Below are 21,432 nucleotides of genomic sequence, written 5' to 3'. Positions count from 1 at the left end.
TAGCAAGAACAAGAGACCTCTCCCACACAACATCATTTTCTTCAAGTTCATATTACACATCTAGATAAAAGTGAAGGCTGTCCTAAAATAGGATCAGCCTTTTACTCCACCGATAGTTAGTCCTTTTACAAAGTACTTTTGTAGGAACGGATATACTAAAATAATTGGTACAGATGCAATAATAGTCATTGTTGCACGGATAGAAGTTGGTGTTACTGTATTGGCTGCTGCATTCGCATTTGCAAAGGCGTCTGCTGCCGTTTTACCTGACATAGAGGCATTTGAGTTTTGTAATATTTTCATTAATTCGTATTGCAAGGTACTTAGTTCTGGAACTGAAGAGTTGTATAAGAAAACATCAAACCATGAATTCCATTGGAAAACTGCTACGAATAAGGATACTGTTGCTAATACTGGAAGTGAAAGTGGTAATACAATTTTAAAGAATGTAGTAAAATCACCAGCACCATCAATCTTTGCAGATTCCATTAAGCTTTCTGGTAGTCCATCAATAAATGAACGGATAACGATAAGGTTGAAAACTCCAATTACACCTGGAAGTATATATACCCAGAAGCTTCCTAGTAAGTTTAAGTCTCTCATAAGTAGGAAGTTTGGAATTAATCCTCCATTGAAATACATTGTTAGAATGAATGCGATTGTTACAAACTTACGTAATACAAACTCTTTACGGGAGATTGTATAAGCAACCATCGCAGTACAGAATACTGATATTAATGTACCAACAACTGTTCTTAGTACTGACATGAAGAACGCACCCATTAGCTGTGATTCACCAAATACATGCTTATAGTTGTATAGAGTAAACTCACGCGGCCAAAGGAATATACCACCCTTAATTGAATCTGTAGCATCATTTAATGAAATTGCTAATGTATTCAACATTGGATAAAGCATTACAGCACATAAAAGAATCATGAATGTATAGTTTGAAATATCAAAGAGACGATCTTCCATTGAGGAATGGCGTGCGCTGACTTTAAATAATTTTTTCATGATTTACGCCTCCTTAAAATAATCTTTCTTGACCAAATCTCTTGGCAATTGAGTTTGCACTAAATAAGAAGATAAAGCTGACCACTGTTTTAAATATTCCTGCTGCCGTAGCAAGTGAATAGTTACCCATTGAAATACCGTATTTTAATACGAAGATTTCTAATACCTCTGAATAATCAAGGTTCATCGGGTTTCCTAAAAGGTACTGTGGTTCAAAACCTGATTCAAGGATATTACCAAGGTTCATAATTAATAGAATAATAATAGTAGGTTTTAGTGCTGGCAAAGTAATAAGGAACATACGCTGTAATCTTGAAGCACCATCAATTTCCGCTGCCTCGTATTGTTCTTGGTCAATCATCGTAATTGCAGCTAAGTAGATAATTGTATTCCAACCGAGGTTTTTCCATACATCTGAAGCTCCAATTATTCCCCAGAAGTACTCACCAACCCCTAACCAAAGAACTGGTTCAAGGCCTAATTTTGTTAGGGCTATGTTTATGATTCCGTTATCAAGAGATAGCGTATAAGACACGATACTTGCTGCTACTACCCATGAAAGGAAGTGCGGCATATAACTGATTGTTTGTACTATTTTCTTGAACTTCATATGTCTTAATTCGTTAAGTAGTAATGCAAGGAAGATAGCTGTAACAAATCCTAATACTAGATTAATTGCACTCATTGCAACCGTGTTACGTAGTACACGTAAGAATGCTTCATCGAGAAATAGAAACTTGAAGTGCTCTAAACCTACCCATTCCTGTTCACCGAAACTTCTTGCAGGTTTGAAATCCTGGAATGCCATTGTCCAGCCCCAAAGTGGGACATATTTGAAGATAAATAACCAGAGTAAGAATGGCACACTCATGATGAGGAGTGCTTTTTGTTGTTTACATTTATGAAAGAAGAGCTTTATCCCTGTGGGTTTTTGATTCGCAGTATCTATTGGAAAGGAAACAGTTGATGTTTTGCTTTCAGTACTCACGATTACCCCTCCTTAAATCTTTCTAATAATCTGAAAGGCCAGGCTTTGAACCTAAGAAGGTAGCCGGCCTTTCAGTTCTATTACTTATTATTTAGAATCAGCAACACGTTGTTTAACAACGTCTGTCATTACTTTTTCATATGCTTCTACATCTAGTTCTCTAAATTTAGTAACATATTCATCCCAGATTGAATCAAATTTACTTGGCTCAGAAAGTACTAACTCAGGGAAGTATTTTCTTTGTAAATCTCTCTTCTTTTGGTCAAAGATTTGAGCTGGTGAACCTTGCTCTAATGTTGCACTCCATGCTGGATACCATGGTCTGTCATCTGGAGCAGAGAATAAGTCAGAGAATACTTGTGCATCATATTCTTTTAGAATTGCTAAATCACCGTCAGTATAAGTTGCTTGTGCAACCTCTGCTTGTCTACGTGGCTCCCATGCGTTACCGTCAGAGAACATACCGTTACCACGTGGCCAGTAGTATTCGAAATATTGGAATCCGAATTCTTCTTTAAATTCTTGATTAGCATAAAGTTCGATTTGCTCATCAGTTCTGTAGTAACGACCATTTTCGTCAACTTCGAAAGTTTCGCCTTCAATACCCCACATGAATAGTTTTTGAATTTCTTCTGAAGCCATGTGGTCTAAGAATTTGATAATACGTACTGGATCTTTTGCACTTGTAGTAATACCGATACCACGGTTATTTACGAATGAAGGTGGATCGATATACTGATCTTTAATGCTTTCGTCAAATACGATTGGTAGTGCGATATAACGTCTGTCATCATTTCCTGCTTGTAGTAATGCGTTTTCAGCTTGAGCAACTTCCCAACCATAGTCGAAGAATCCTAATACACGGCCAGATGAAAGTTTAGCTAAATACTCATCATAGTTTGAAACGAAAGATTCTTTATCATAGAAACCTTGATTGTTTACATCATTTAATTTTTGTAAATATCTCTTTGTAATATCTTTGTCTCCATAAACTGTTGCTTCATGTGTTTCCATGTCAACGATTACTTCACCGTCGTTTGGATAACCAGCTAAGTGCATTGGAGCGTTAGCAATACCCATGAATCTCCAGTCATAAGTTAATGATGTGAAACCGATTGTTTTATTTCCGTCAAGCTCTGGATATTTTTCAGCATACTTTGTGATTAAATCAAAATATTGATCAAGTGTTTTTACTTCTGGATATCCAAACTCTTTTAAAACACCACGTTGGATGAAGAAAGCACCTTGGTCGATGTTAGGGTTTGGAAGATATCCTTGCTCAGCACTGAATGGAATGAAGTAGATATTTCCATCTTCATGAGTCATTTTCTTTAAGTAAGGGCCATAAAGCTTTTTAAGGTTTGGAGCATGTTCTTCGATTAAGTCATTTAGAGGGATGAATCCTTCAGCTTCTAATACTTTATCGATTGCAATATCCGGAACAAGAAGATCTGGGTATTGACCACTTGCGATCATTGTTCCAATCTTAGTGTTAACATCACCAACAAGATATTCCATTTGAACTGTTACGCCAGTATCTTCTTCTAAGATTTTACCAATCTTAGTGTCAGTTGACTTAACATCTTTGTTAGGTGTTCCGGCATTAAAGTAAGTGATAGTAACTGGATCTTTGCTATCAGAAGATGAACCTTCTGAATTAGTTGAAGCACTATCATCTTTACATCCTACTAATGCAATCAGTAGAACTAATGATAATAAAACTGCAAAAAAGCTCTTCTTTGCCATTCCTTTAAACCCCCTAGGTTTATATTTTGAAAGCACTTTCATTCCTGAAAGTATCTTCATTATAAAACGCTTTCAACATAAGTTGGACTAGGTAAACTATAGTTTACACTTAAAAAAGTTTAGAGTGATTTAAAAACTAAAGTTTTTTACTATTTGTTTACCTTTATTCTTGAATTGGCAATCTTATCGTGATTTTTGTTCCTGTATCATCACTCTTAATATCAAAGTTGTACTGGTCAACATAGTGCAGTTTTAGTCGGTAATAGACATTTTTAATACCAACCCGGTCACCCATGGCATCTTCCGTTCTTAAAGATTGTAAAAGCGTTTCTAGTTTTTCCTGATCAAAACCGGGTCCATTATCGTGAATAACAAACTCAAAACAATCATTCAGTTTTTTTGCTGAAATTGAAATTGTTCCCTTCCCTTTCTTATGTTCTATCCCATGAATACTTGCGTTCTCAACGAAAGGTAGTAGAATCATATTGGGAATAACTATTTTCTTTGCAGATTCATCAATATCTAGACAATATTCAAGTTTATCTTCGAATCTATATTTCTGGATTTCTAAAAATGAGTGAATAATATTCATTTCGTCCTCTACTGTCACCCAATCTTTTCCCCAAGTAAAGGATCTACGAAGCATCTTTGCCATGTTTTGAATGATCTTTGCTGTTTCTTTTTCCTCTTTAATTAGACTTCGCATGCGAATTGTTTCTAATGCATTAAACAAAAAGTGAGGATTGATTTGACTTTGAAGCGCACTTAGCTGTGCCTGTTTACGTTGAAGCTCTAAATCTTTCTTTTGTATATTTGCCAAATAGACATCTTGAATTAAATCCCTAATTTTGGTAGACATTCGATTAAATTCACTTGTTAATTGGCCAATTTCATCTTTGTACTCCATTCCATCAATTGTTTCAAAGCTTTGATTTTTCATCTTCTTCATATGATGTAAAAGTCTATTAATCCGAAAATGCAATGATTTGGAAATTAAGATAATAATAAGTGTAGGAACTAAGAAATTTAAGGTAGCTAAATACAAAATGAATTCTCTCGAATGATAGACATCCTGCAATATTTCTTTCTCAGAAAAAACGCCTACTATTCTCCAGTCCTTAAAGTAGTCTTGACTATCAACTGCTTCGTCAATTACAGTAGTTCCTTCAGGTAACGTTACTGATTTAAAAGCTTGAGGTTGCTCAGCCCAGTTTATAGAAGGGTCTGTTGCGTACTCTATTTCACCTTTTTCATTTAGTAGATATACATTGCCTTGAAATGTAACATTACTAAAAATATGCCTTACGGTTTCCTTCTTCAAATCAATTTTCATGATTTTATTTGTTCTATTGTAGCTTTGATAATAATCCAGCTCGCGGATAACACTAAATGTATCTTTTTGTATGTCTGAGCCTGTCCTCGTAATAACCGGGTAATTCTTTAATTCATCAAGGTTTTTGTACCACTCTTCTTTCATCATTGGTTTCGTTAAGCGATTAACTCCACCCGAATAAATAATAGTATCGTTATCTGTATAAAAAGAAATGGAGGCAACAGATGAGAACATTGCCCCATATTTGTTAAACCCCCTTAGAATACTGTCATATTCTCTAACATACTCTATCGGTGAATCATACGTTTTATCTAACAATTCATTAATATTATTATCTGTATAAATCATGGATGAAACACTAACTGCATCATATACACTTTCGAGGAAATCATTTCTTATCTGCTCTAATGCGATCGATATATCTTTCATTTTTTGATCTTTTACATTATTACTCGTTACAACGTAAAAGATAATATTTGTTAAAACAATTGGAAGAAAGACGGCTAGCACATATAAGACTATTAACTTTTTATTTAGCTTAAGATTATTAAAAAAATCAATCAACTTTGTTCCCTTATTTAAGGATCTGGTTTCTATATTCAGTTGGACTCATTCCTTCCATCTTCTCGAATTGAGTTACAAAGTAATCTGTACTACCAAAGCCAACCTTTTCTGCAACTTCATAGACTCTTTGGTTCGTTTGTCTTAACAGCTTCTTTGCCTCTTTTATTCGAATGTCTAATAGAAATTCTTTAAAATAGATACCATAGGTTTTCTTGAATAATTGCCCCATATAGACAGGATTGATATAAAATTTTGAAGCAATTCCTTTTAAGCTGATGTTTTCATGATAATGCTTTTCTGTATATGCCTTTATTTTGTGTATATCGCCCTTTACATGCTCCTTGCGCAACTGGTGGATTCTTGTAGTTGAATCAATAATATAAGTTGTAAATTGTTTTTTCAGGTCAGATGGGCTCAAATTAAATCGATTCCACGAGAGCATCGTGTAATAGGCAGAATAATCCTGTTCGCTTTCTTCCATACTCTTGAGAGTTTTAATTACTCTTTGAACACAGTGATTTATCGCTCCCTTAACCGCTTCCGGCGCATAATATTTTTCTTGAAATTCAGTGAACATACTATTAATAAAGGCTTGAAGATGTTCAATATCGTGTTCTTCTATATATTCCATGAGCAATGAAAATTGTTCATGATCAATTTCTGAGTAATTTACTCGAATATCTTTAATAGTTTCATAAAAAACAGGCTCGTTTTCTTTACATATAAACTTGAAGAGAGATGCCTGTTTAGCTGTCTCGAATGATTCCTTTACTGACTGTATTTCAATAAATGAACTTCCTACGTAAATTGAGAAACTACCAATCTGCAAGTTAGAGAATACATTGGATAGCTTCTTAATTTGATTTTCCAGGCTACTGTGGCTACCTGCCATTTCTTTGGAATTAATGATAAACCCATAATTCCTTGTACTATGTTCAAGAACGGGAACATTGTAATCTAGTATTTCTGCTATAGCTTTTTGGACTTCATCTCTTATTTTAGTTTCTTCAACAGATTCACAGGCATCCTCATATACTTCTAAAAGGACATAGTTATGAGTGTTGCCTTCCTCAAACCTTACCTCTTTTTTAAAGGGTTCTAATACATCTGGTGTAGTAGTACCTACCAATAACTCTTCAAATATTGATTGATAACGAAGAAGTTCCTGCTTACGGTTCTGGTTTTCTTCTTCTCGCAAAGATTGCGCAAGCTTTTGAAGTGCTTCTTCCATTTCATCCTGATCGATTGGTTTTAGAATAAAATCCTGAACTCCATATCTGATAGCATGCTGTGCATATTTAAAGTCATTAAATCCACTTATAATAATAAATTTAGGAGTGTGAAATTCAGACTCAACCACACGCTTTATTAATTCAAGTCCATCTAATATTGGCATCCTAATATCCGTAATTACTAAGTCTGGGCATGAATTTTTAATAATATTGAATGCATCTTCACCGTTATCTGCTTCACTTACCACCTCAAACCCACATTTTTCCCAGTCAATTAAGCTCTTTAATCCTTTTCGGATAAATAATTCATCATCAACGAGTAGAACTTTTTTCATTTCAAATTCCCCCTACTAAAATCCTAATAAAACAAAGCTAGCTTAACTATGATAAAACTCACTTAAGAATTTATGAAAATATTATTTATCTATTATAGAGTTTAATTAGAAATAATGAAAACGATTTCATGTATTTTAATAAAAAAATTTACCGAAAAGACAGAAAATATTTCGTAAAAAAAGTGTAGACAAAGTCTATTTAAACTTTGTCTACAATCCTTTTATGGTTGAACAACGCCGTAGTCCTCTTGTTTTTCTACTATTTTTTCAAAACTTTGAAGACCTATCTTCATAAGAACAAGAGCATATATACTTGGGAAGAAAAATGGAAGAAGACCTGGAATGTACTTAAGCAAAAGGCTTAGCACCACAATTGCAGCTACCATCATCAATGTATATAAAGGATTTGCAATTCCTATATAAAATGCATGTTTAATATTTTGTAACAACTTCACATCATAGTGTACAAAAACAGGAAAAATATTTAGAGCTATGGTTACATAAATGATAGCAAATAAAACTAACAAAAAGGACATGATGATCTGTGAAGTCCCTTGCAGTATACTAACGTATACATAATCAAAATAAAGAGTATACCCTATTACAGTTAGGAAAAGCCCGAGAACATTTGCTTTTATGAATTCTTTTTTATACGTCTGTACAAATGTATTAAAGATTGGAATATCGTCCTCTTCTGTCTGCCACTTTCGAATGACTGCAAAAAGGGCTGCTGTAGCTGGAAATACTCCAAAAATAACAAGTCCAACACATGAAAATAATATCCAGAGTAGATTCACATATGCAAGCCTCATGATGCCGTTACTCATTTTATATACTCTGCCACTTGTCCAGTTTGATTCCAAGTTTATCACCCATTTCTCATTACTGCTTTAGCATAGTAAAACCTAATACTTACTTTTGATTATACTAATATAAAAGTAGAATGAGAATCACTCATTTTATGGAAGCGTTTTATTGAATGTCTTTTCCGTGAACAAATGATGGTTTTAACCAGTTTTATCTTTATCATGATTTATATCACATCATTGATTAGTAAGGACATTTATAATCTATGTATAGGGAAAAATACTGAAAACGAGAAAAAGGAGCTGCAATCATGAAAAAAGAGACTTTAGATAGTTTTATTGAATATAATGAGGACCGCTTTACAAAGCGTATTGTATATAAAGAAGGGGAAAGTACAGTATTTGTTCTAAACTTTATGCCTAATCAAGCACTACCTGCTCATAAACACCCAGGAACAAATGTATATCTATTAGTACTAGATGGTGAAGGAACGTTTACAATTGATCAAGAGGTATCAAAGGTAAAAAAGAATGATGTTATTCTTTGCAATGGTGAAGAAGAACTAAGCTTTGTAAACGATGGAGATCAAAATGTTAGCCTTTATGTAATGCTAAATAAAATTCCTGATGAGCGCTTTGTCCAAAATATATAAGAAAAGCGCAAGCGCCTTGAAATAGGAACATCGACTAAAATCCGCCACGTCCTGTGGCGAACGTCGATGTCAGCACATCCTCGAAAATGCTAAAGCATTTTTTCTGCGAGGCTTATGCTCACGAAGCATTCCTTAGTGTTGCCGCCGCAGGAGGGGTGAAGCGACCTCGAGTTGCTTAAAAGCATAGCTTTTGCGCAAGATACTCGGAGAAGCTTATTCAGGTAGGAAAACTGGCTAGGCGCTGGTGCTAGACAGCGAAAACTAGGTTGAAATTTTTATACTGCCATATAATATAAAAACACCTGCTTACCTGGCAGGTGTTTTCTATGTTAATTCATAACCCATTTATCTTTCATAAACAAAATACGACCGATGATGAAAATGATAACCATACAAATGACATTGCTTCCTAATGTTAGTAGAATATGTTCAGCATTCACAATACCGAATAGTAATTCCTTAAGTAAACTGAATAAGTTCATAATAGGTATAGCGAAATGCTGAGCGGTTAATTCATTTACTCCAACCCCTGTAATCATTAAAGCTGGGAACATACAAATCATCATGACAGGGCTGCTATAGCTTTGTGATTCTTTAATGGTTTTACCAATAATGCTGGTTAGCATTAATATCGAAGCATTGAATGCAGCGTAAATAATAGATAATCCTACCGCTATCCCAACAATTAGAATTCCTTGATCCCCAAAATCAACCGCATTTTTAAGGTTTTCTGTCAGTAAACTTATTTCCAAAGCTACTACAATTAAAGTAATAATACCAATGACAGAACCAATCGTGGCAATTGTTAACCACTTTGAAAAGAGAAGAGTCGATCTTTTTACGGGTGTCATTAATAGAGCTTCCATTGTTTTCTTCTCTTTTTCTCCTGCAAATAAGTCTGCTGCTGATGGACCTGAACCGACTCCTATAGCAATGGATAAGATAAGAGGTATTAACATTGCGAGTAAATCAACACTTTGATTCTCTTCAGTAATTTCTTTTTGTTCAATTGTAAAAGGCTTGATTAGTTCAGGATTCATACCTTGTACTTGTAATCGATCAGTGATAATCACTTTTTCATAGCCTGCTAATGTATTTGTGATGATATTCATTAGATTTGAAGACTTTTGACTAAACGAATCTCCAAGAAGAGTAATAGTTGCCTGCTCGCCATTTTGAACCGATTCTGTAAATTCAGGTGAAAGTGATAAAGCAGCATGAGCTTCCCCCTCTTTAAGGACTGCTTCAAGATTTGAAGCTGGGATTAATTCGATATTATCAAATCCAGAAAAAATACTTTCCACTTCATTCATAGCCGATTCTTCCACTGCTAGATTGTATGATTCATCTATTCCATCTGAAATCATTTTTTCATAGAATAATGTTAATCCTGTCATCATTATAATTGGTAAGAATACTGTTAGTAGCAAAGTTCTACGGTCTCTAAAGGAATCTTTTAGTTCTTTTATATAAATTTTACGAAGCATAGTTTTCGTTCCCCCTAACAAGTTTACTCATAAAAATATAGTTTAAATCACTGTTTCCTTCTTTTTTATATAGTTCCTCAAGGTCACCATGAAAAATAAGTTCTCCTTTATGCATCATGGCAACCGAGTCACATAGCATTGAAACTTCTTCCATAATGTGACTAGAAAAGATGATTGTTTTTCCCTCACGCTTTAGTTGGTGTACAAGCTGTCTGAATACATTGGAAGAGGTAATATCTAAACCTGTAGTTGGCTCATCAAACAGGATAATTTCCGGATTATGAATGAGTGTTCTTGCAATTGCTACTTTTTGTCTCATCCCTTTTGAAAATCCTCCAACCTTTCGATCCAAGTAATCTCTCATTCCAAACATTCTTGCCAATTCATCTATCCGAACTTTTGTTTCATGTTTACTTAATCCGTATAAGGCAGCAAAATACTCCAAATTTTCGCGAGCAGTTAAGCGATCATAAAGACCTGTTTCTCCTCCAAATAAAACGCCTATATTCTTCTTTACTTCCTCAGGGTTTTTCAATGTGTCATATCCACCCACACTTACATTTCCTGATGTTGGAGTTAATAATGTTGCTATCGTTCGTAATAGAGTTGTTTTCCCAGCTCCATTTTCCCCCAGTAAGCCAACAACTTGCCCTTGTTTAACCGTAAAAGTCACGTGCTTCAATGCTGTAATGTACACTTTTTTATCTTTAAATTGCTTTGTAATTTCATTAATTTGTATCATGTTTCCTTCACCTCAACAGTTTGTTTTCTTGACTTAATCATACAAACTTCAGTTGAGGAAGTCTTTAGTTATGTCGCGAATATTCCATTTTTTGTCGTGAAAAGGTCAATTTTGCCATTAAAGGTGTTAAAATAATATAAGAATTCTTATAGATTAACAGTGAGGCGGTTTATATGAAGGTTGGTCTTGTTGATGACCGATTAATTGATTTGGATAAATTGCAGGCAATTGTGAGTGGCATTTCAGATGTAGATATCGTATTTTCAACGTTATCTGCAGAGGAAGCATATGAACATATTAAAAAAGAGGAAATTGATTTACTTATTGCTGATATCGAAATGCCTAATCTATCAGGCTATGAATTAGCAGATATTATCCATTCCCATGCATTAAACATTTCAGTTATCTTTGTTACGGGTAGCAGCGGTTATGCCGTTCATGCTTTTGAGCTAAATGTTCATGACTATATCATGAAGCCTTACCCAAAGGAACGCTTAGTAAAGTCCGTTGAGAGACTACTTGAAAAAACAAAATCCGCAGAGATACACGGAAGGCTATACCTAAAACAGAAAAATGAAATACATATTTTACAGAAGAAAGATATTATTTTTATTGAAAGGTCAGGGCGTTCAACAACAATTTATACAAAGTCAGGACCTATTAAAACCTATCAAACTCTAAACGAATTAGAGGGAGAACTAAGGGAAAGAGATTTTATCCGTTCCCATCGTTCGTTCATCATCAATATTCACTATGTAAAAAATTTCTCTTTATATGCAAAAAACTCCTACATTGTCACCTTTGAAGGAATCGACGAGCAAGCAATGATCACGAAAGAAAAGGTAGACTTTTTACAACAACATTATTTTTAAGGTGGCGTCATAAGTGAAACCAGCTATACTCTACTGGGGAATAATTACAGTATTAGGAATTATACATGTACATGAAGTGTTATCTCTCCTTCCTTGGAATATACCACTCTATATAGCAAGTGTCATTGTGTTATTTATAACCTATTTGCTTAATAAACATAAACTACTCCAAGTAACAGTCTTAGGAATAAAGTGGAATAGCTTTTTGTTTGTATTACAAGTGTTACTACTTACAATTTATATCTTTATCGAGCCTTCTATCGTGTATTTCGTTCCTATCCTTGTATTTGTCGGAATTGAAGTATCACGTTATTTTCTTAGCAGCAGGCTGTTCTTATTACATGAAGAAAGCAAACAATTTCAGGAAGAAAGAGAGCATTTTAACGAGACCTTCAGAATTGTGCGTAATGAGCGCCACGACTTTCTGAAGCATGTGTCAGCATTACATTTTATGCTGGAAAACGGAGAAGCTGTTGAAGCAAAAAGTTACTTAGATGGCATGGTAGAAGACTATAAAGAGACCAACCTTTCCATCAAAGGTGAACGAGGGGTTGTAGCTGGTATTCTGCACCAAATGTATCGCCGTGCAAAGGATGTAGGAACAGAGGTTATTTATGACTTCGATATCCCTCTATCTACGTTACCATTGAGTGATCAGCAAATCGTAGCCCTAATTGGCAATATCCTCTCAAATGCAATTGATGCATGTGAGGAATGGCATAAGGAATATCAGGAAAAACCTAGTCTGACATTCCAATTTCAAAAGAGAAGTGGTCTATATATTTTGCTATGTAAAAATCACACTCTCCCTATTCCAACCCATGTTCTTGATGAATTATTCCATTCATATGGTCAAACAACGAAATCGGGTAAACATGAGGGTCTTGGAACAAAAATTATAAAAGATATTATAGATGAGGCAAATGGTTTTTTAGACTTTATATGTAAGGATGAAGAGTTTACCTTAAAAATCAAAATACCAGCTATTAAATAACTAATTATCCAGATGAGCAATGCATTTCACCTAAGTGAATGCATTGCTTTTTTGGTTAATTTTTATCCATAAGAAAAGCGATAATCGTTGGTGATTATCGCACAGTAACTTGTATTAACTCTTAGCCAAAGTAGGTTTTACCTTTGGTTCAGTTGTTTGTTTTTCCTCTTCAGGTTGTTTCGCACGTTTCATAAAGAATGCCAGTATTAATGCAGTTAACGTAAGGAAAGTTGAAACAAAGAATGTGAAGTTAATTCCGTCAAGCATTGCATGTAATTCTATACTAACAAGCTGTTCTTGCGTAGGCTGACCTAACACATTTTTCATAGCAGCGGCAGCAGATGATTCTTGTCTAATCGACATAAGTGTTATTAATAGTGCAGTACCAATTGCCGCAGATACCTGATTTAATGTATTGTTCATAGCTGTACCATGTGGATATAGCTGTCTTGGTAACTGATTTAATCCATTTGTTGAAACAGGCATGAATACCATCGACATACCAAACATCCGTACAGCATGCAGAATAACCAGGTACGTATAAGTCGTTTCAAATGTTAGTTGGCTAAATAAATACGTAGTTGCAGTCGTAATGGCTAAACCAGTAGTTGCTAGTATACGGCCACCAAATTTATCAAATAACCTACCGTTAATCGGAGACATGATTGCATTTAAAATGGCTCCAGGTAATAACATTAGTCCAGCATCCATTGGAGATATTCCACGGATAGTTTGCACATAAATCGGCAGCAGTAGGAATCCTGAAAACATCGCCATGTTAACAACCATTGTTATAACTGAGGCTAGTGCAAACATAGGGAATTTGTAGACACCAAAGTTAAGCATCGGACGCTCCATATTTGATTGTCGTAAAATAAACCAAATGAGTGAAATTGCCCCTATGGTAATTGTTAGATAGACATGTGGACTGCCCCATCCCTTACTCCCCGCAGAGCTAAACCCATATAGCAAGCCTCCAAAACCTATACTCGAAAGTACAAGTGAAAAGAAATCAAGTTTTAGATTTACTTTTTCTTTCTTATCTTTAAGCATGATAAATCCAAGTATTAATACAATTACTGCTATTGGAGTGATGAAATGGAATAGCATTCTCCAATCATAGTGTTCAATAATCCATCCGGAAAGCGTAGGACCAATTGCCGGAGCAAACATTAAAATTAGCCCAAATACTCCCATTGCAGTTCCTCTTTTTTCAACCGGGAAGCTTACAAGCATAACATTCATTAATAGTGGCATCATGATTGCTGAGCCAGAAGCTTGAATCATTCTTCCTGATAGTAAAATTGAGAATTCATGAGCGGTACCTGATAGAATTGTACCTGCTGTAAACAGTCCCATTGCAATTAAGAACAAGTGACGAACTGAATATTTTTGAATTAGGTAAGCCGTTGTCGGAATTAAGATCCCGTTTACAAGCATAAAGCCGGTTGTTAACCACTGTACAGTCGGCGGGTCAACTTTTAGCTCCGTCATAATAGCAGGCAAAGCAATATTCAATAATGTATTATTTAAGAATGAAATGAATGCCCCTATCATTAAGACAGAAATTATACCATACGGCGGACGGCCGTTTTTATTCATGGTCATATCCATAGTTGTTCCCCCTAATTAACATTCCATTATGTATGTACTACCAAAAATTCACAAAAACCATAGATAATATCTTATACTATGGGGTAAGGGATTGCAATTAAAAATATTTCGTGTATCTAATTAGTTTTAAAGTGTAGTGTTTTAAAAGTATATAGCGTACCTATTTTGACCAACTCAGGTATTACTTTATCAAAACATACTTAACTGATAATTTTTCGATAACAGTTCAAGTAATCTGATACCCGCTATGCTATTTCCTCGTTCATCTAGGGCTGGACCGAATATTCCAATTCCGAACTTTCCAGGAACTGCACCCATAATCCCGCCAGAAACCCCGCTTTTTGCTGGTATACCAATTTTGATTGCAAATTCACCTGATGCATTATACATACCACAGGTTACCATGAATGTTTTACAGATTCTAGCTACGTCATTAGGTATAAGTTGCTTCTTTGTTTGCGGGTCTACACCATCCATTGCGAAAATCAACCCAATCCGAGATAAATCCAAACAATTCATTTCAATCGCACATTGCTTCGTATAGAGGTCCAGCAGCTGTTCAACATCCTCATTGATAATGGAATGCTGCTTAAGAAAATAGCTTAATGCTCTGTTTAAATGAGCTGTTTCGAATTCCGAACTGGCTACACTTTTACTGTAGGTGACTGATTGATCATTTGCTAGGTCTTTGACAAATTGCAATAACCTTTGAAATCTATCCTCAACCGAATTTCCTTTTATCATATGAGTAACTACGAGAGCGCCAGCGTTTATCATTGGATTTAATGGTTTAGTCGGTGCCGTCGATTCAAGTTTCGCAATTGAGTTAAACGGATCTCCTGTCGGCTCCATACCTACTCTCTCAAACACATAATTATAACCTCTATCTATCAGTACCAACGCCAAACTAATAACCTTTGAAATACTTTGAAGAGATATCTTTTTTTCAATATCCCCCGCAGAATAACAATTACCATCTGGATAATTAATAGCTATTGATAAATCATTAGGATTTGCTTTACCCAACTCCGGAATATAGTCTGCTACTTTACCCTCTTTTGTACAAATACGTGCTTCGCGTACTAACTCTTTTAATTCGTCACTAGATTGACAAGCCATATGCATCACCGTTAGTAGTATAAACCAATTTGTTTTCTACTATTTATATATACAAAAATCCAAGAGATACATTCTCTTGGATTTAAAAGTCTTTGTTATTATTCTTCGATTGGATTTGGTTCCAATATCCCTCTTTTAATAATACTGAGTAGATAGCCTATAACTCCACCAATAATCGCGGGAACAACCCAGCCAAGTCCAACAGAATACCACGGTAAAAACTCGATAAATAACTCATTTACTGATTGAAGCTTAAGTCCAGCAGCGTTTAAGCCATCATTCACACTAACGACTAGTGTAAATAAAATACTGACTTGGTACACTTCTTTTCTTCCTTTAAACAGAGGATGTAAGAATGTTAAAACCATTAGACTCATTGCTAACGGGTACAGTGCCGATAGTACAGGAATCGAAAACTCAATGATTGCCGATAAACCAAAGTTTGAAATGACTGTACTAAATAAAGTAAAGATGGTAGCCCAAAGTTTATATGAGATGCTTGGAATAATCTTATTAAAATATGATGCACACGAAGTAATTAATCCAATACTCGTTGTTAAACAAGCTGCAATCACAATGATTGCGAGTAATACTTTCCCTAAGTCGCCGAAATAATGCTCTGATACGGCCGCTAAAATAGCCCCACCGTTTTTTTTGTAACCCAGAGCTTCAACGCTTTGTGCTCCTAAATACGCTAATGATGAATAAATGACCCCCAATAGAGTCCCTGCTAGTAAAGCAATTTTCAAAGTTGAAACCATTAATTTACCTTTAGTTGTAGCTCCTTGTTCTTTTAAGATGTTAATAATGATAATTCCAAATACAAAAGCAGCAAGAGCATCCATAGTTAAATATCCTTCTTGAAACCCTTTAAAGAAGCTATTATGCACATAGGATTCTGTTGGAACCTGAATTGCTCCAAGTGGATTCAGGAATGCAGCTACAATAACAATGGCCATAACAATAAGTAAAACAGGAGTTAATATTTTTCCAACGATATCTACAAGCTTTTTGGATTGTAGAGAAAAGTATAACGTGATTCCAAAGAATAGTACGGTGAAAATAAATAAAGGAAGATAGCTGTTTGGATTCCCCAAAAATGGAATTACACCTATTTCATATGCAACCGTGTTTGTTCTTGGAATCGCAAAGAATGGTCCAATGGTTAAATATAAGGAAACAGTAAATAGTACACCATATACTGGATGTACCCTGCTCGCTAATGACTGCAGGTCACTTTTTCCTGAAAATGCTAATGCTAACACTCCTAGAACAGGCAACCCCACTCCCGTAATAATAAAACCTGCATTAGCAGAGAATATGTTATCTCCTGCCATTTGCCCTAATAATGGCGGGAATATTAAGTTCCCAGCACCAAAGAATAAAGCAAACAACATAAAACCAACTGCGAAAGTATTTGAAAATGAATTTCTTGAAAACATGATAACCCACCTAATTTCATAATATAGAATCCTTAAAAGACGCAAGGAAAAGTTATTTCAGTATATGTTCAATTGTTACTTCAAAAGAAACAGTATAATGAATTTAACAAATAAAATAATAAAAAGCAACACTTTTCAGAAAATAAAGTTATATAAGAATATTTTCTTAATAAAAAATGTATAACGTGGAATAAGATGTTAATTACTTGAATATTTTGTAAATCAATTTGTGGTTTAACTTCACTGTTCATTATTTGAGTGGCTATGTTTAGAGTTTTACTTTACCCACTAACCTCTGGTTTTGATTTTGAGTGGGTACGTTTCGGCCTTTTCTTACCCACTCACACTTGGTTTACATTTTGAGTGGGTACGTTTATACCTTTTCTTACCCACTCACGCTTGATTTACATTTTGAGTGGGTACGTTTCCACCTTTTCTTACCCACTCACGCTTGATTTACATTTTGAGTGGGTATGTTTCCACCTTTTCTTACCCACTCACACTTGATTTACACTTTGAGTGGGTACGTTTCCACCTTTTCTTACCCACTCACGCTTGATTTACATTTTGAGTGGGTACGTTTCCACCTTTTCTTACCCACTCAAACTTGATTTACACTTTTAGTGGGTACGTTTCCACCTTTTCTTACCCACTCACACTTGATTTACATTTTGAGTGGGTACGTTTCCACCTTTTCTTACCCACTCACACTTGATTTACACTTTGAGTGGGTACTTTTCTGCCTTTTCAAAGCTTCAAAACGAGTGGTATGATTTAGTACCTTAACCCATACAAAAAAGAGATGAGTACATTTATTCTCATCTCTTTTTCTGTATATTATTTACCTTTGTTCTACATATTTTTCAAGTTCTATCATTGCATTACTGACACTAAGTGGCGTAATTTCTCCTATCGGCATTGCATGGATGGATTCCCCAGGAATAGCCGCTTTGCTTGCTATAGTCTGGATCGTTGTTTCTGTTACATTGCTTATCCCTAGTTCTGACAAAGATAATGGTAGCCCTATTTCACGATAAAATAACAATAGTTCTTCCACTTCATCCCATTTATTCTCTAGTACCAATTGAACGAGAATTCCATATGCCACCTTATCACCATGTAATGCGTAATGAGTCTCATCTATAGCGGTTAAGCCGTTATGAATGGAGTGAGCGCCCGCTATTCTTCCATACTTATCACCAAAGCCTCCTACCATTCCACCAAGAACGATAATCGCTTCTGTCACATTTACAAAGGCTTCACTTAAAACACCTGTCTTAGCTCCTGCAATAGCTTCTCTTGCATGTTCCAAAAGCAGATTCTTACATTGTTCTGCTGTATAATGAGAAATTTGCAACACCACTGGCTTATCTTTTATTCCAGCCATCTGAACGTCGGCTTCATACCATTTTGCAAGTGTATCACCAATCCCCGCGACAAACATTTCAAGTGGTGCATGTAGAAGAATTCTTGGTTCTATCAGTACAAGGCTAGCACTTATTGGAAAAATGTCATAGCGAATAAATGCACCATTTTCATCGTACAGAACTGAAATAGGTGTCCATGCAGAGCAATTGGATGGAAGTGTTGGAATTAATACTGATTGTCTGCCCGTTTTGTGACAAACGGCTTTCACAAGATCTAGTACCTTACCACCACCAACCGCAATAACTGCATCATATACTTGCTCATTTACGAGCGTACACAAAGACTCTATTTCGTTAAGCGAGCATTCTCCACCATACGTATAACGTGAAGTTAAAATGTTTTTAAGTTCTGGAAAGTAGGGTTTCGCTGCTTGCCAAGATTTCTCACCAGTTACAACTAGAGCTCTCTTAATACCTCGTTCTTCTAGCTTTCTTTCAAGCTGGTTTAGAATATCTACAGATGCAATATATTCACTTGGTGCACCATGGACCGAAATAGTCTCCATCCCTATCACTCTTTCCTACTTATTTAGTTCATCCAAGCTGGTTTACCAAAACCTTGAAATTCTTCATCAATTATTTTTTCAAATTCATCAGATTCAACAACCGCTTTTATGTCTTTTGCAAGCTGTGAATCTTCATTTGCTGCACTTACTGCTACAACGTTTCGATAAGAATCAGACATATTTTCAAGTGTTAGTGCATCAAGTAAATTCATACTTGCTGCTAAAGCAAAGTTACCGGGAACAGCAGCTAAATCCGCACTTTCAACTGAACGTGGCAATTGACCTGCTTCGATTGGTTGAAACTTCAAATTCTTTTTGTTTTCCAAAACATCTTTTTCAGAAACGGTTAATGGATCTGCATCTTCTGCTATTGTAATTAAACCCGCATCGCGTAATGTATTTAACGCACGTGCTGCATTCGTTGGGTCATTTGGAAGAGTTACAGTTGCACCATCTTCTACATCGTCTATAGAACTATAAACATTGGAATAGATACCCATTGGAGCTGTTGGAACCGTTAATAAAGCTGTTAAATCCATATTGTTTTCTTTTTCAAAGTTTTCTAGGTAGATTGTATGTTGGAATAAGTTAGCTTGTATATCACCGTTATCTAATGCCTTGTTTGGTTGTATATAATCACTAAATTCTACAAGTTCAACAGTATAGCCTAATTTCTCTAAACCTGGTTGTAGTGCTTTTTTCACCATGTCACTATAAGGTCCGGCTGTTGCCCCAATTTTGATTTCTTTTGATTCCTCACCTGCTTCACTACCACCTTCATTACTTGCTGTATTACTGCAAGCTGCAATAACACCCACTACTAATACTAATAAAACACTTAAAACCCACTTTTTCATTATTCATTTCTCCTTTTTACTTTATCTTTTATCTACAACTTTGGCGATATAGTCACCTAATAGTTGGATTAACTGAACTAAAATAATTAAAATGACAACTGTTGCGATCATAATCGTATCGTCGTACCGGTAATATCCATAGCGGATTGCTAAATCCCCTATTCCACCGCCACCAACGGTTCCTGCCATTGCCGAAAAACCGATTAGACTGATTAACGTTAGTGTAACCCCTGAAATAATTCCTGAACGGGATTCCAAAAGTAACACATCTTTTATGATCATCCATGGTGTTGCTCCCGCAGCAATCGCCGCTTCGATAACCCCTCTATCAATCTCCCGCATTGAAGTTTCTACAATTCGAGCGAAGAATGGAATGGCAGCAACCGAAAGCGAAACACTTGCCGCTTTTGGCCCGATTGTTGTTCCCGCTATTAAATCTGTTAACGGGATTAGAAAAACCAATAGAATAATAAACGGAATGGAACGAATTAAATTTACAACGAAACCCAACACATTTTGTACAAAACGGTTCTCTAAAAATAATCCTTTATCAGTAACGTATAATAGGACTCCTACTGGAAGACCAATAACGATTGATACTAGTAAAGAGATTGTAACCATATAAATGGTTTGGAAGAACGCTGTATTAATGTCTGGAAGCAGTTCGACGAGATGAGTAAAATCAAACCCCATTATGTAACACCTCCACTTGGGCTGCACGTTCTTCTATGTATTTTAGTGCAGACTGTATCTCCTCTTCCTTCCCTTTCAATTCCATGATAAAAATGCCTAATGGAAGCTCTTGAATATACTCAATTGATCCGTGAAGGAAATTACCTCTCACTTTAAAGGTTTGTAGCATATCCGAAATAACACCTTCTCCTGCAACCTTGCCTCGAAAGGTCACCTTTACGATTGGGCCTTCACATGCATCTGTTATTACTTCCGGGATATCAAAGTTTACAACACTTTCAATAAACTCTTTTGTCAGATCTGCAGCAGGGTTAGCAAAAACGTCATATACAAATCCTTCTTCGACAACCCTACCCTCCTGCATAATTGCCATCCGGTTGCAGATTTCCTTCACAACATTCATTTCATGAGTAATAAGCACGATTGTGATGTTAAGCTCTTTGTTTATCTTTTTTAATAAAGTTAAGATAGACTTCGTAGTAGTAGGATCCAATGCAGAAGTTGCTTCATCACATAATAAAACCTTTGGATCATTTGCTAATGCTCGTGCAATACCTACTCTTTGTTTCTGCCCCCCACTAAGCTGCGATGGGTATACATCTTTTTTGTCAGAAAGACCCACCATTTCAAGTAGCTCTTCAACACGTTTCTGCACTTGATTTTTTGGTAGATTAGCAGCTTTTAATGCAAAAGCGATATTTTCAAAGACTGTCTTTTGACTAATCAAATAAAAGTGTTGAAAGATCATCCCAATTTTTAAACGTGCTTCACGAAGTTTATCACTCTTAAGAGATGTAAGGTAGATTCCATCTACCTTTATACTCCCTGTTGAAGGTCTCTCAAGTAGGTTAATACAACGTAGTAATGAACTCTTACCAGCACCTGAATATCCAACAATCCCGAATATTTCCCCTTCATTTATTGTTAGAGAAACATCATTTACACCTGTGACATTCCCATTTTTCGTATGATATATTTTAGAAAGATTACGAATTTCGATCATAG

18 protein-coding genes are annotated in these 21,432 nt (G+C 35.5%); 3 read left to right on the top strand and 15 right to left on the bottom strand.

Annotation, left to right across the window (positions count from 1 at the left end; translation table 11 throughout):
- Positions 1-93: 93 nt before the first annotated feature.
- The 6 genes from AB3M96_RS07980 to AB3M96_RS07955 form a co-directional block, all read right to left on the bottom strand.
- The gene (locus tag AB3M96_RS07980; protein ID WP_412967056.1) at positions 94-1,017 is read right to left on the bottom strand and encodes a carbohydrate ABC transporter permease; all 924 of its coding nucleotides are present in this window, start codon (positions 1,015-1,017) and stop codon (positions 94-96) included.
- Positions 1,018-1,030: 13 nt separating this feature from the next.
- Positions 1,031-1,888, bottom strand: coding sequence for an ABC transporter permease (locus AB3M96_RS07975; protein ID WP_412967155.1), 858 nt, complete (start codon positions 1,886-1,888; stop codon positions 1,031-1,033).
- Positions 1,889-2,092: 204 nt separating this feature from the next.
- Positions 2,093-3,751 (bottom strand): ABC transporter substrate-binding protein, encoded by a 1,659-nt coding sequence (locus AB3M96_RS07970; RefSeq protein ID WP_412967055.1) that lies wholly within the window; start codon positions 3,749-3,751, stop codon positions 2,093-2,095.
- A 163-nt stretch (positions 3,752-3,914) separates the two neighbouring features.
- Positions 3,915-5,648: a sensor histidine kinase gene (locus AB3M96_RS07965; RefSeq protein ID WP_412967054.1), complete on the bottom strand. Its 1,734-nt coding sequence runs from the start codon at positions 5,646-5,648 to the stop codon at positions 3,915-3,917.
- A gap of 10 nt (positions 5,649-5,658) precedes the next feature.
- Positions 5,659-7,215 (bottom strand): response regulator transcription factor, encoded by a 1,557-nt coding sequence (locus AB3M96_RS07960; protein WP_412967053.1) that lies wholly within the window; start codon positions 7,213-7,215, stop codon positions 5,659-5,661.
- A gap of 221 nt (positions 7,216-7,436) precedes the next feature.
- A complete protein-coding gene (locus AB3M96_RS07955) occupies positions 7,437-8,078 on the bottom strand; it encodes a YesL family protein (protein ID WP_412967052.1) in 642 nt (213 codons plus the stop codon).
- 254 nt (positions 8,079-8,332) lie between these two features.
- Between AB3M96_RS07955 and AB3M96_RS07950 the strand changes: the two genes are divergently transcribed.
- A complete protein-coding gene (locus tag AB3M96_RS07950) occupies positions 8,333-8,674 on the top strand; it encodes a cupin domain-containing protein (RefSeq protein ID WP_412967051.1) in 342 nt (113 codons plus the stop codon).
- 329 nt (positions 8,675-9,003) lie between these two features.
- Here AB3M96_RS07950 and AB3M96_RS07945 read toward each other — a convergent pair whose 3' ends face one another.
- Both AB3M96_RS07945 and AB3M96_RS07940 read right to left on the bottom strand, forming a co-directional pair.
- The gene (locus AB3M96_RS07945) at positions 9,004-10,161 is read right to left on the bottom strand and encodes an ABC transporter permease (RefSeq protein WP_412967050.1); all 1,158 of its coding nucleotides are present in this window, start codon (positions 10,159-10,161) and stop codon (positions 9,004-9,006) included.
- Positions 10,151-10,903, bottom strand: a complete 753-nt coding sequence (locus tag AB3M96_RS07940) for an ABC transporter ATP-binding protein (RefSeq protein WP_412967049.1) — start codon at positions 10,901-10,903, stop codon at positions 10,151-10,153. The genes AB3M96_RS07945 and AB3M96_RS07940 overlap by 11 nt, the downstream gene beginning before the upstream one ends.
- Positions 10,904-11,076: 173 nt before the next feature.
- Between AB3M96_RS07940 and AB3M96_RS07935 the strand changes: the two genes are divergently transcribed.
- Positions 11,077-11,775 carry a LytR/AlgR family response regulator transcription factor gene (locus AB3M96_RS07935; RefSeq protein WP_412967048.1) on the top strand — a complete coding sequence of 233 codons (699 nt, stop codon included), beginning with the start codon at positions 11,077-11,079 and terminating at the stop codon, positions 11,773-11,775.
- A 13-nt stretch (positions 11,776-11,788) separates the two neighbouring features.
- On the top strand, positions 11,789-12,769 hold the full coding sequence (locus AB3M96_RS07930; RefSeq protein WP_412967047.1) for a sensor histidine kinase: 981 nt from the start codon (positions 11,789-11,791) through the stop codon (positions 12,767-12,769).
- A gap of 114 nt (positions 12,770-12,883) precedes the next feature.
- On the opposite strand, the gene AB3M96_RS07925 is transcribed toward AB3M96_RS07930, so the two are convergent.
- The 7 genes from AB3M96_RS07925 to AB3M96_RS07895 all read right to left on the bottom strand — a co-directional run bounded on the left by AB3M96_RS07925 (position 12,884) and on the right by AB3M96_RS07895 (position 21,430).
- Positions 12,884-14,383 carry a DHA2 family efflux MFS transporter permease subunit gene (locus AB3M96_RS07925; protein ID WP_412967046.1) on the bottom strand — a complete coding sequence of 500 codons (1,500 nt, stop codon included), beginning with the start codon at positions 14,381-14,383 and terminating at the stop codon, positions 12,884-12,886.
- A gap of 189 nt (positions 14,384-14,572) precedes the next feature.
- The gene (glsA, locus tag AB3M96_RS07920) at positions 14,573-15,502 is read right to left on the bottom strand and encodes a glutaminase A (RefSeq protein WP_412967045.1); all 930 of its coding nucleotides are present in this window, start codon (positions 15,500-15,502) and stop codon (positions 14,573-14,575) included.
- Positions 15,503-15,600: 98 nt separating this feature from the next.
- Positions 15,601-16,944, bottom strand: coding sequence for a branched-chain amino acid transport system II carrier protein (gene brnQ / locus AB3M96_RS07915; protein WP_412967044.1), 1,344 nt, complete (start codon positions 16,942-16,944; stop codon positions 15,601-15,603).
- An 841-nt stretch (positions 16,945-17,785) separates the two neighbouring features.
- A complete protein-coding gene (locus AB3M96_RS07910) occupies positions 17,786-18,877 on the bottom strand; it encodes an iron-containing alcohol dehydrogenase family protein (protein ID WP_412967043.1) in 1,092 nt (363 codons plus the stop codon).
- A gap of 23 nt (positions 18,878-18,900) precedes the next feature.
- Positions 18,901-19,734: a MetQ/NlpA family ABC transporter substrate-binding protein gene (locus AB3M96_RS07905; RefSeq protein ID WP_412967042.1), complete on the bottom strand. Its 834-nt coding sequence runs from the start codon at positions 19,732-19,734 to the stop codon at positions 18,901-18,903.
- Between the two features lie 21 nt (positions 19,735-19,755).
- Positions 19,756-20,427, bottom strand: a complete 672-nt coding sequence (locus AB3M96_RS07900; protein WP_412967041.1) for a methionine ABC transporter permease — start codon at positions 20,425-20,427, stop codon at positions 19,756-19,758.
- Complete coding sequence (locus AB3M96_RS07895; RefSeq protein WP_412967040.1) at positions 20,417-21,430, bottom strand: methionine ABC transporter ATP-binding protein; 1,014 nt, start codon at positions 21,428-21,430, stop codon at positions 20,417-20,419. Before AB3M96_RS07895 ends, AB3M96_RS07900 begins: the two co-directional genes overlap by 11 nt.
- Positions 21,431-21,432: the final 2 nt, after the last annotated feature.

The sequence above is a fragment of the Ferdinandcohnia jepli genome (assembly GCF_047246645.1).
In the GTDB taxonomy this organism is placed as follows: Bacteria; Bacillota; Bacilli; order Bacillales; family Bacillaceae_L; genus Ferdinandcohnia.
This window is presented reverse-complemented; position numbering and strand designations above follow the sequence as displayed.

Bases quoted from the DNA above. Each gene is read 5' to 3' on its own strand.
- AB3M96_RS07980 (WP_412967056.1), bottom strand. From the start codon at position 1,017: ATGAAAAAATTATTTAAAGTCAGCGCACGCCATTCCTCAATGGAAGAT.
- AB3M96_RS07975 (WP_412967155.1), bottom strand. From the start codon at position 1,888: ATGAGTGTGCCATTCTTACTCTGGTTATTTATCTTCAAATATGTCCCA.
- AB3M96_RS07970 (WP_412967055.1), bottom strand. From the start codon at position 3,751: ATGGCAAAGAAGAGCTTTTTTGCAGTTTTATTATCATTAGTTCTACTG.
- AB3M96_RS07960 (WP_412967053.1), bottom strand. From the start codon at position 7,215: ATGAAAAAAGTTCTACTCGTTGATGATGAATTATTTATCCGAAAAGGA.
- AB3M96_RS07950 (WP_412967051.1), top strand. From the start codon at position 8,333: ATGAAAAAAGAGACTTTAGATAGTTTTATTGAATATAATGAGGACCGC.
- AB3M96_RS07945 (WP_412967050.1), bottom strand. From the start codon at position 10,161: ATGCTTCGTAAAATTTATATAAAAGAACTAAAAGATTCCTTTAGAGAC.
- AB3M96_RS07940 (WP_412967049.1), bottom strand. From the start codon at position 10,903: ATGATACAAATTAATGAAATTACAAAGCAATTTAAAGATAAAAAAGTG.
- AB3M96_RS07935 (WP_412967048.1), top strand. From the start codon at position 11,077: ATGAAGGTTGGTCTTGTTGATGACCGATTAATTGATTTGGATAAATTG.
- AB3M96_RS07925 (WP_412967046.1), bottom strand. From the start codon at position 14,383: ATGGATATGACCATGAATAAAAACGGCCGTCCGCCGTATGGTATAATT.
- glsA (WP_412967045.1), bottom strand. From the start codon at position 15,502: ATGGCTTGTCAATCTAGTGACGAATTAAAAGAGTTAGTACGCGAAGCA.
- brnQ (WP_412967044.1), bottom strand. From the start codon at position 16,944: ATGTTTTCAAGAAATTCATTTTCAAATACTTTCGCAGTTGGTTTTATG.
- AB3M96_RS07910 (WP_412967043.1), bottom strand. From the start codon at position 18,877: ATGGAGACTATTTCGGTCCATGGTGCACCAAGTGAATATATTGCATCT.
- AB3M96_RS07905 (WP_412967042.1), bottom strand. From the start codon at position 19,734: ATGAAAAAGTGGGTTTTAAGTGTTTTATTAGTATTAGTAGTGGGTGTT.
- AB3M96_RS07900 (WP_412967041.1), bottom strand. From the start codon at position 20,427: ATGGGGTTTGATTTTACTCATCTCGTCGAACTGCTTCCAGACATTAAT.
- AB3M96_RS07895 (WP_412967040.1), bottom strand. From the start codon at position 21,430: ATGATCGAAATTCGTAATCTTTCTAAAATATATCATACGAAAAATGGG.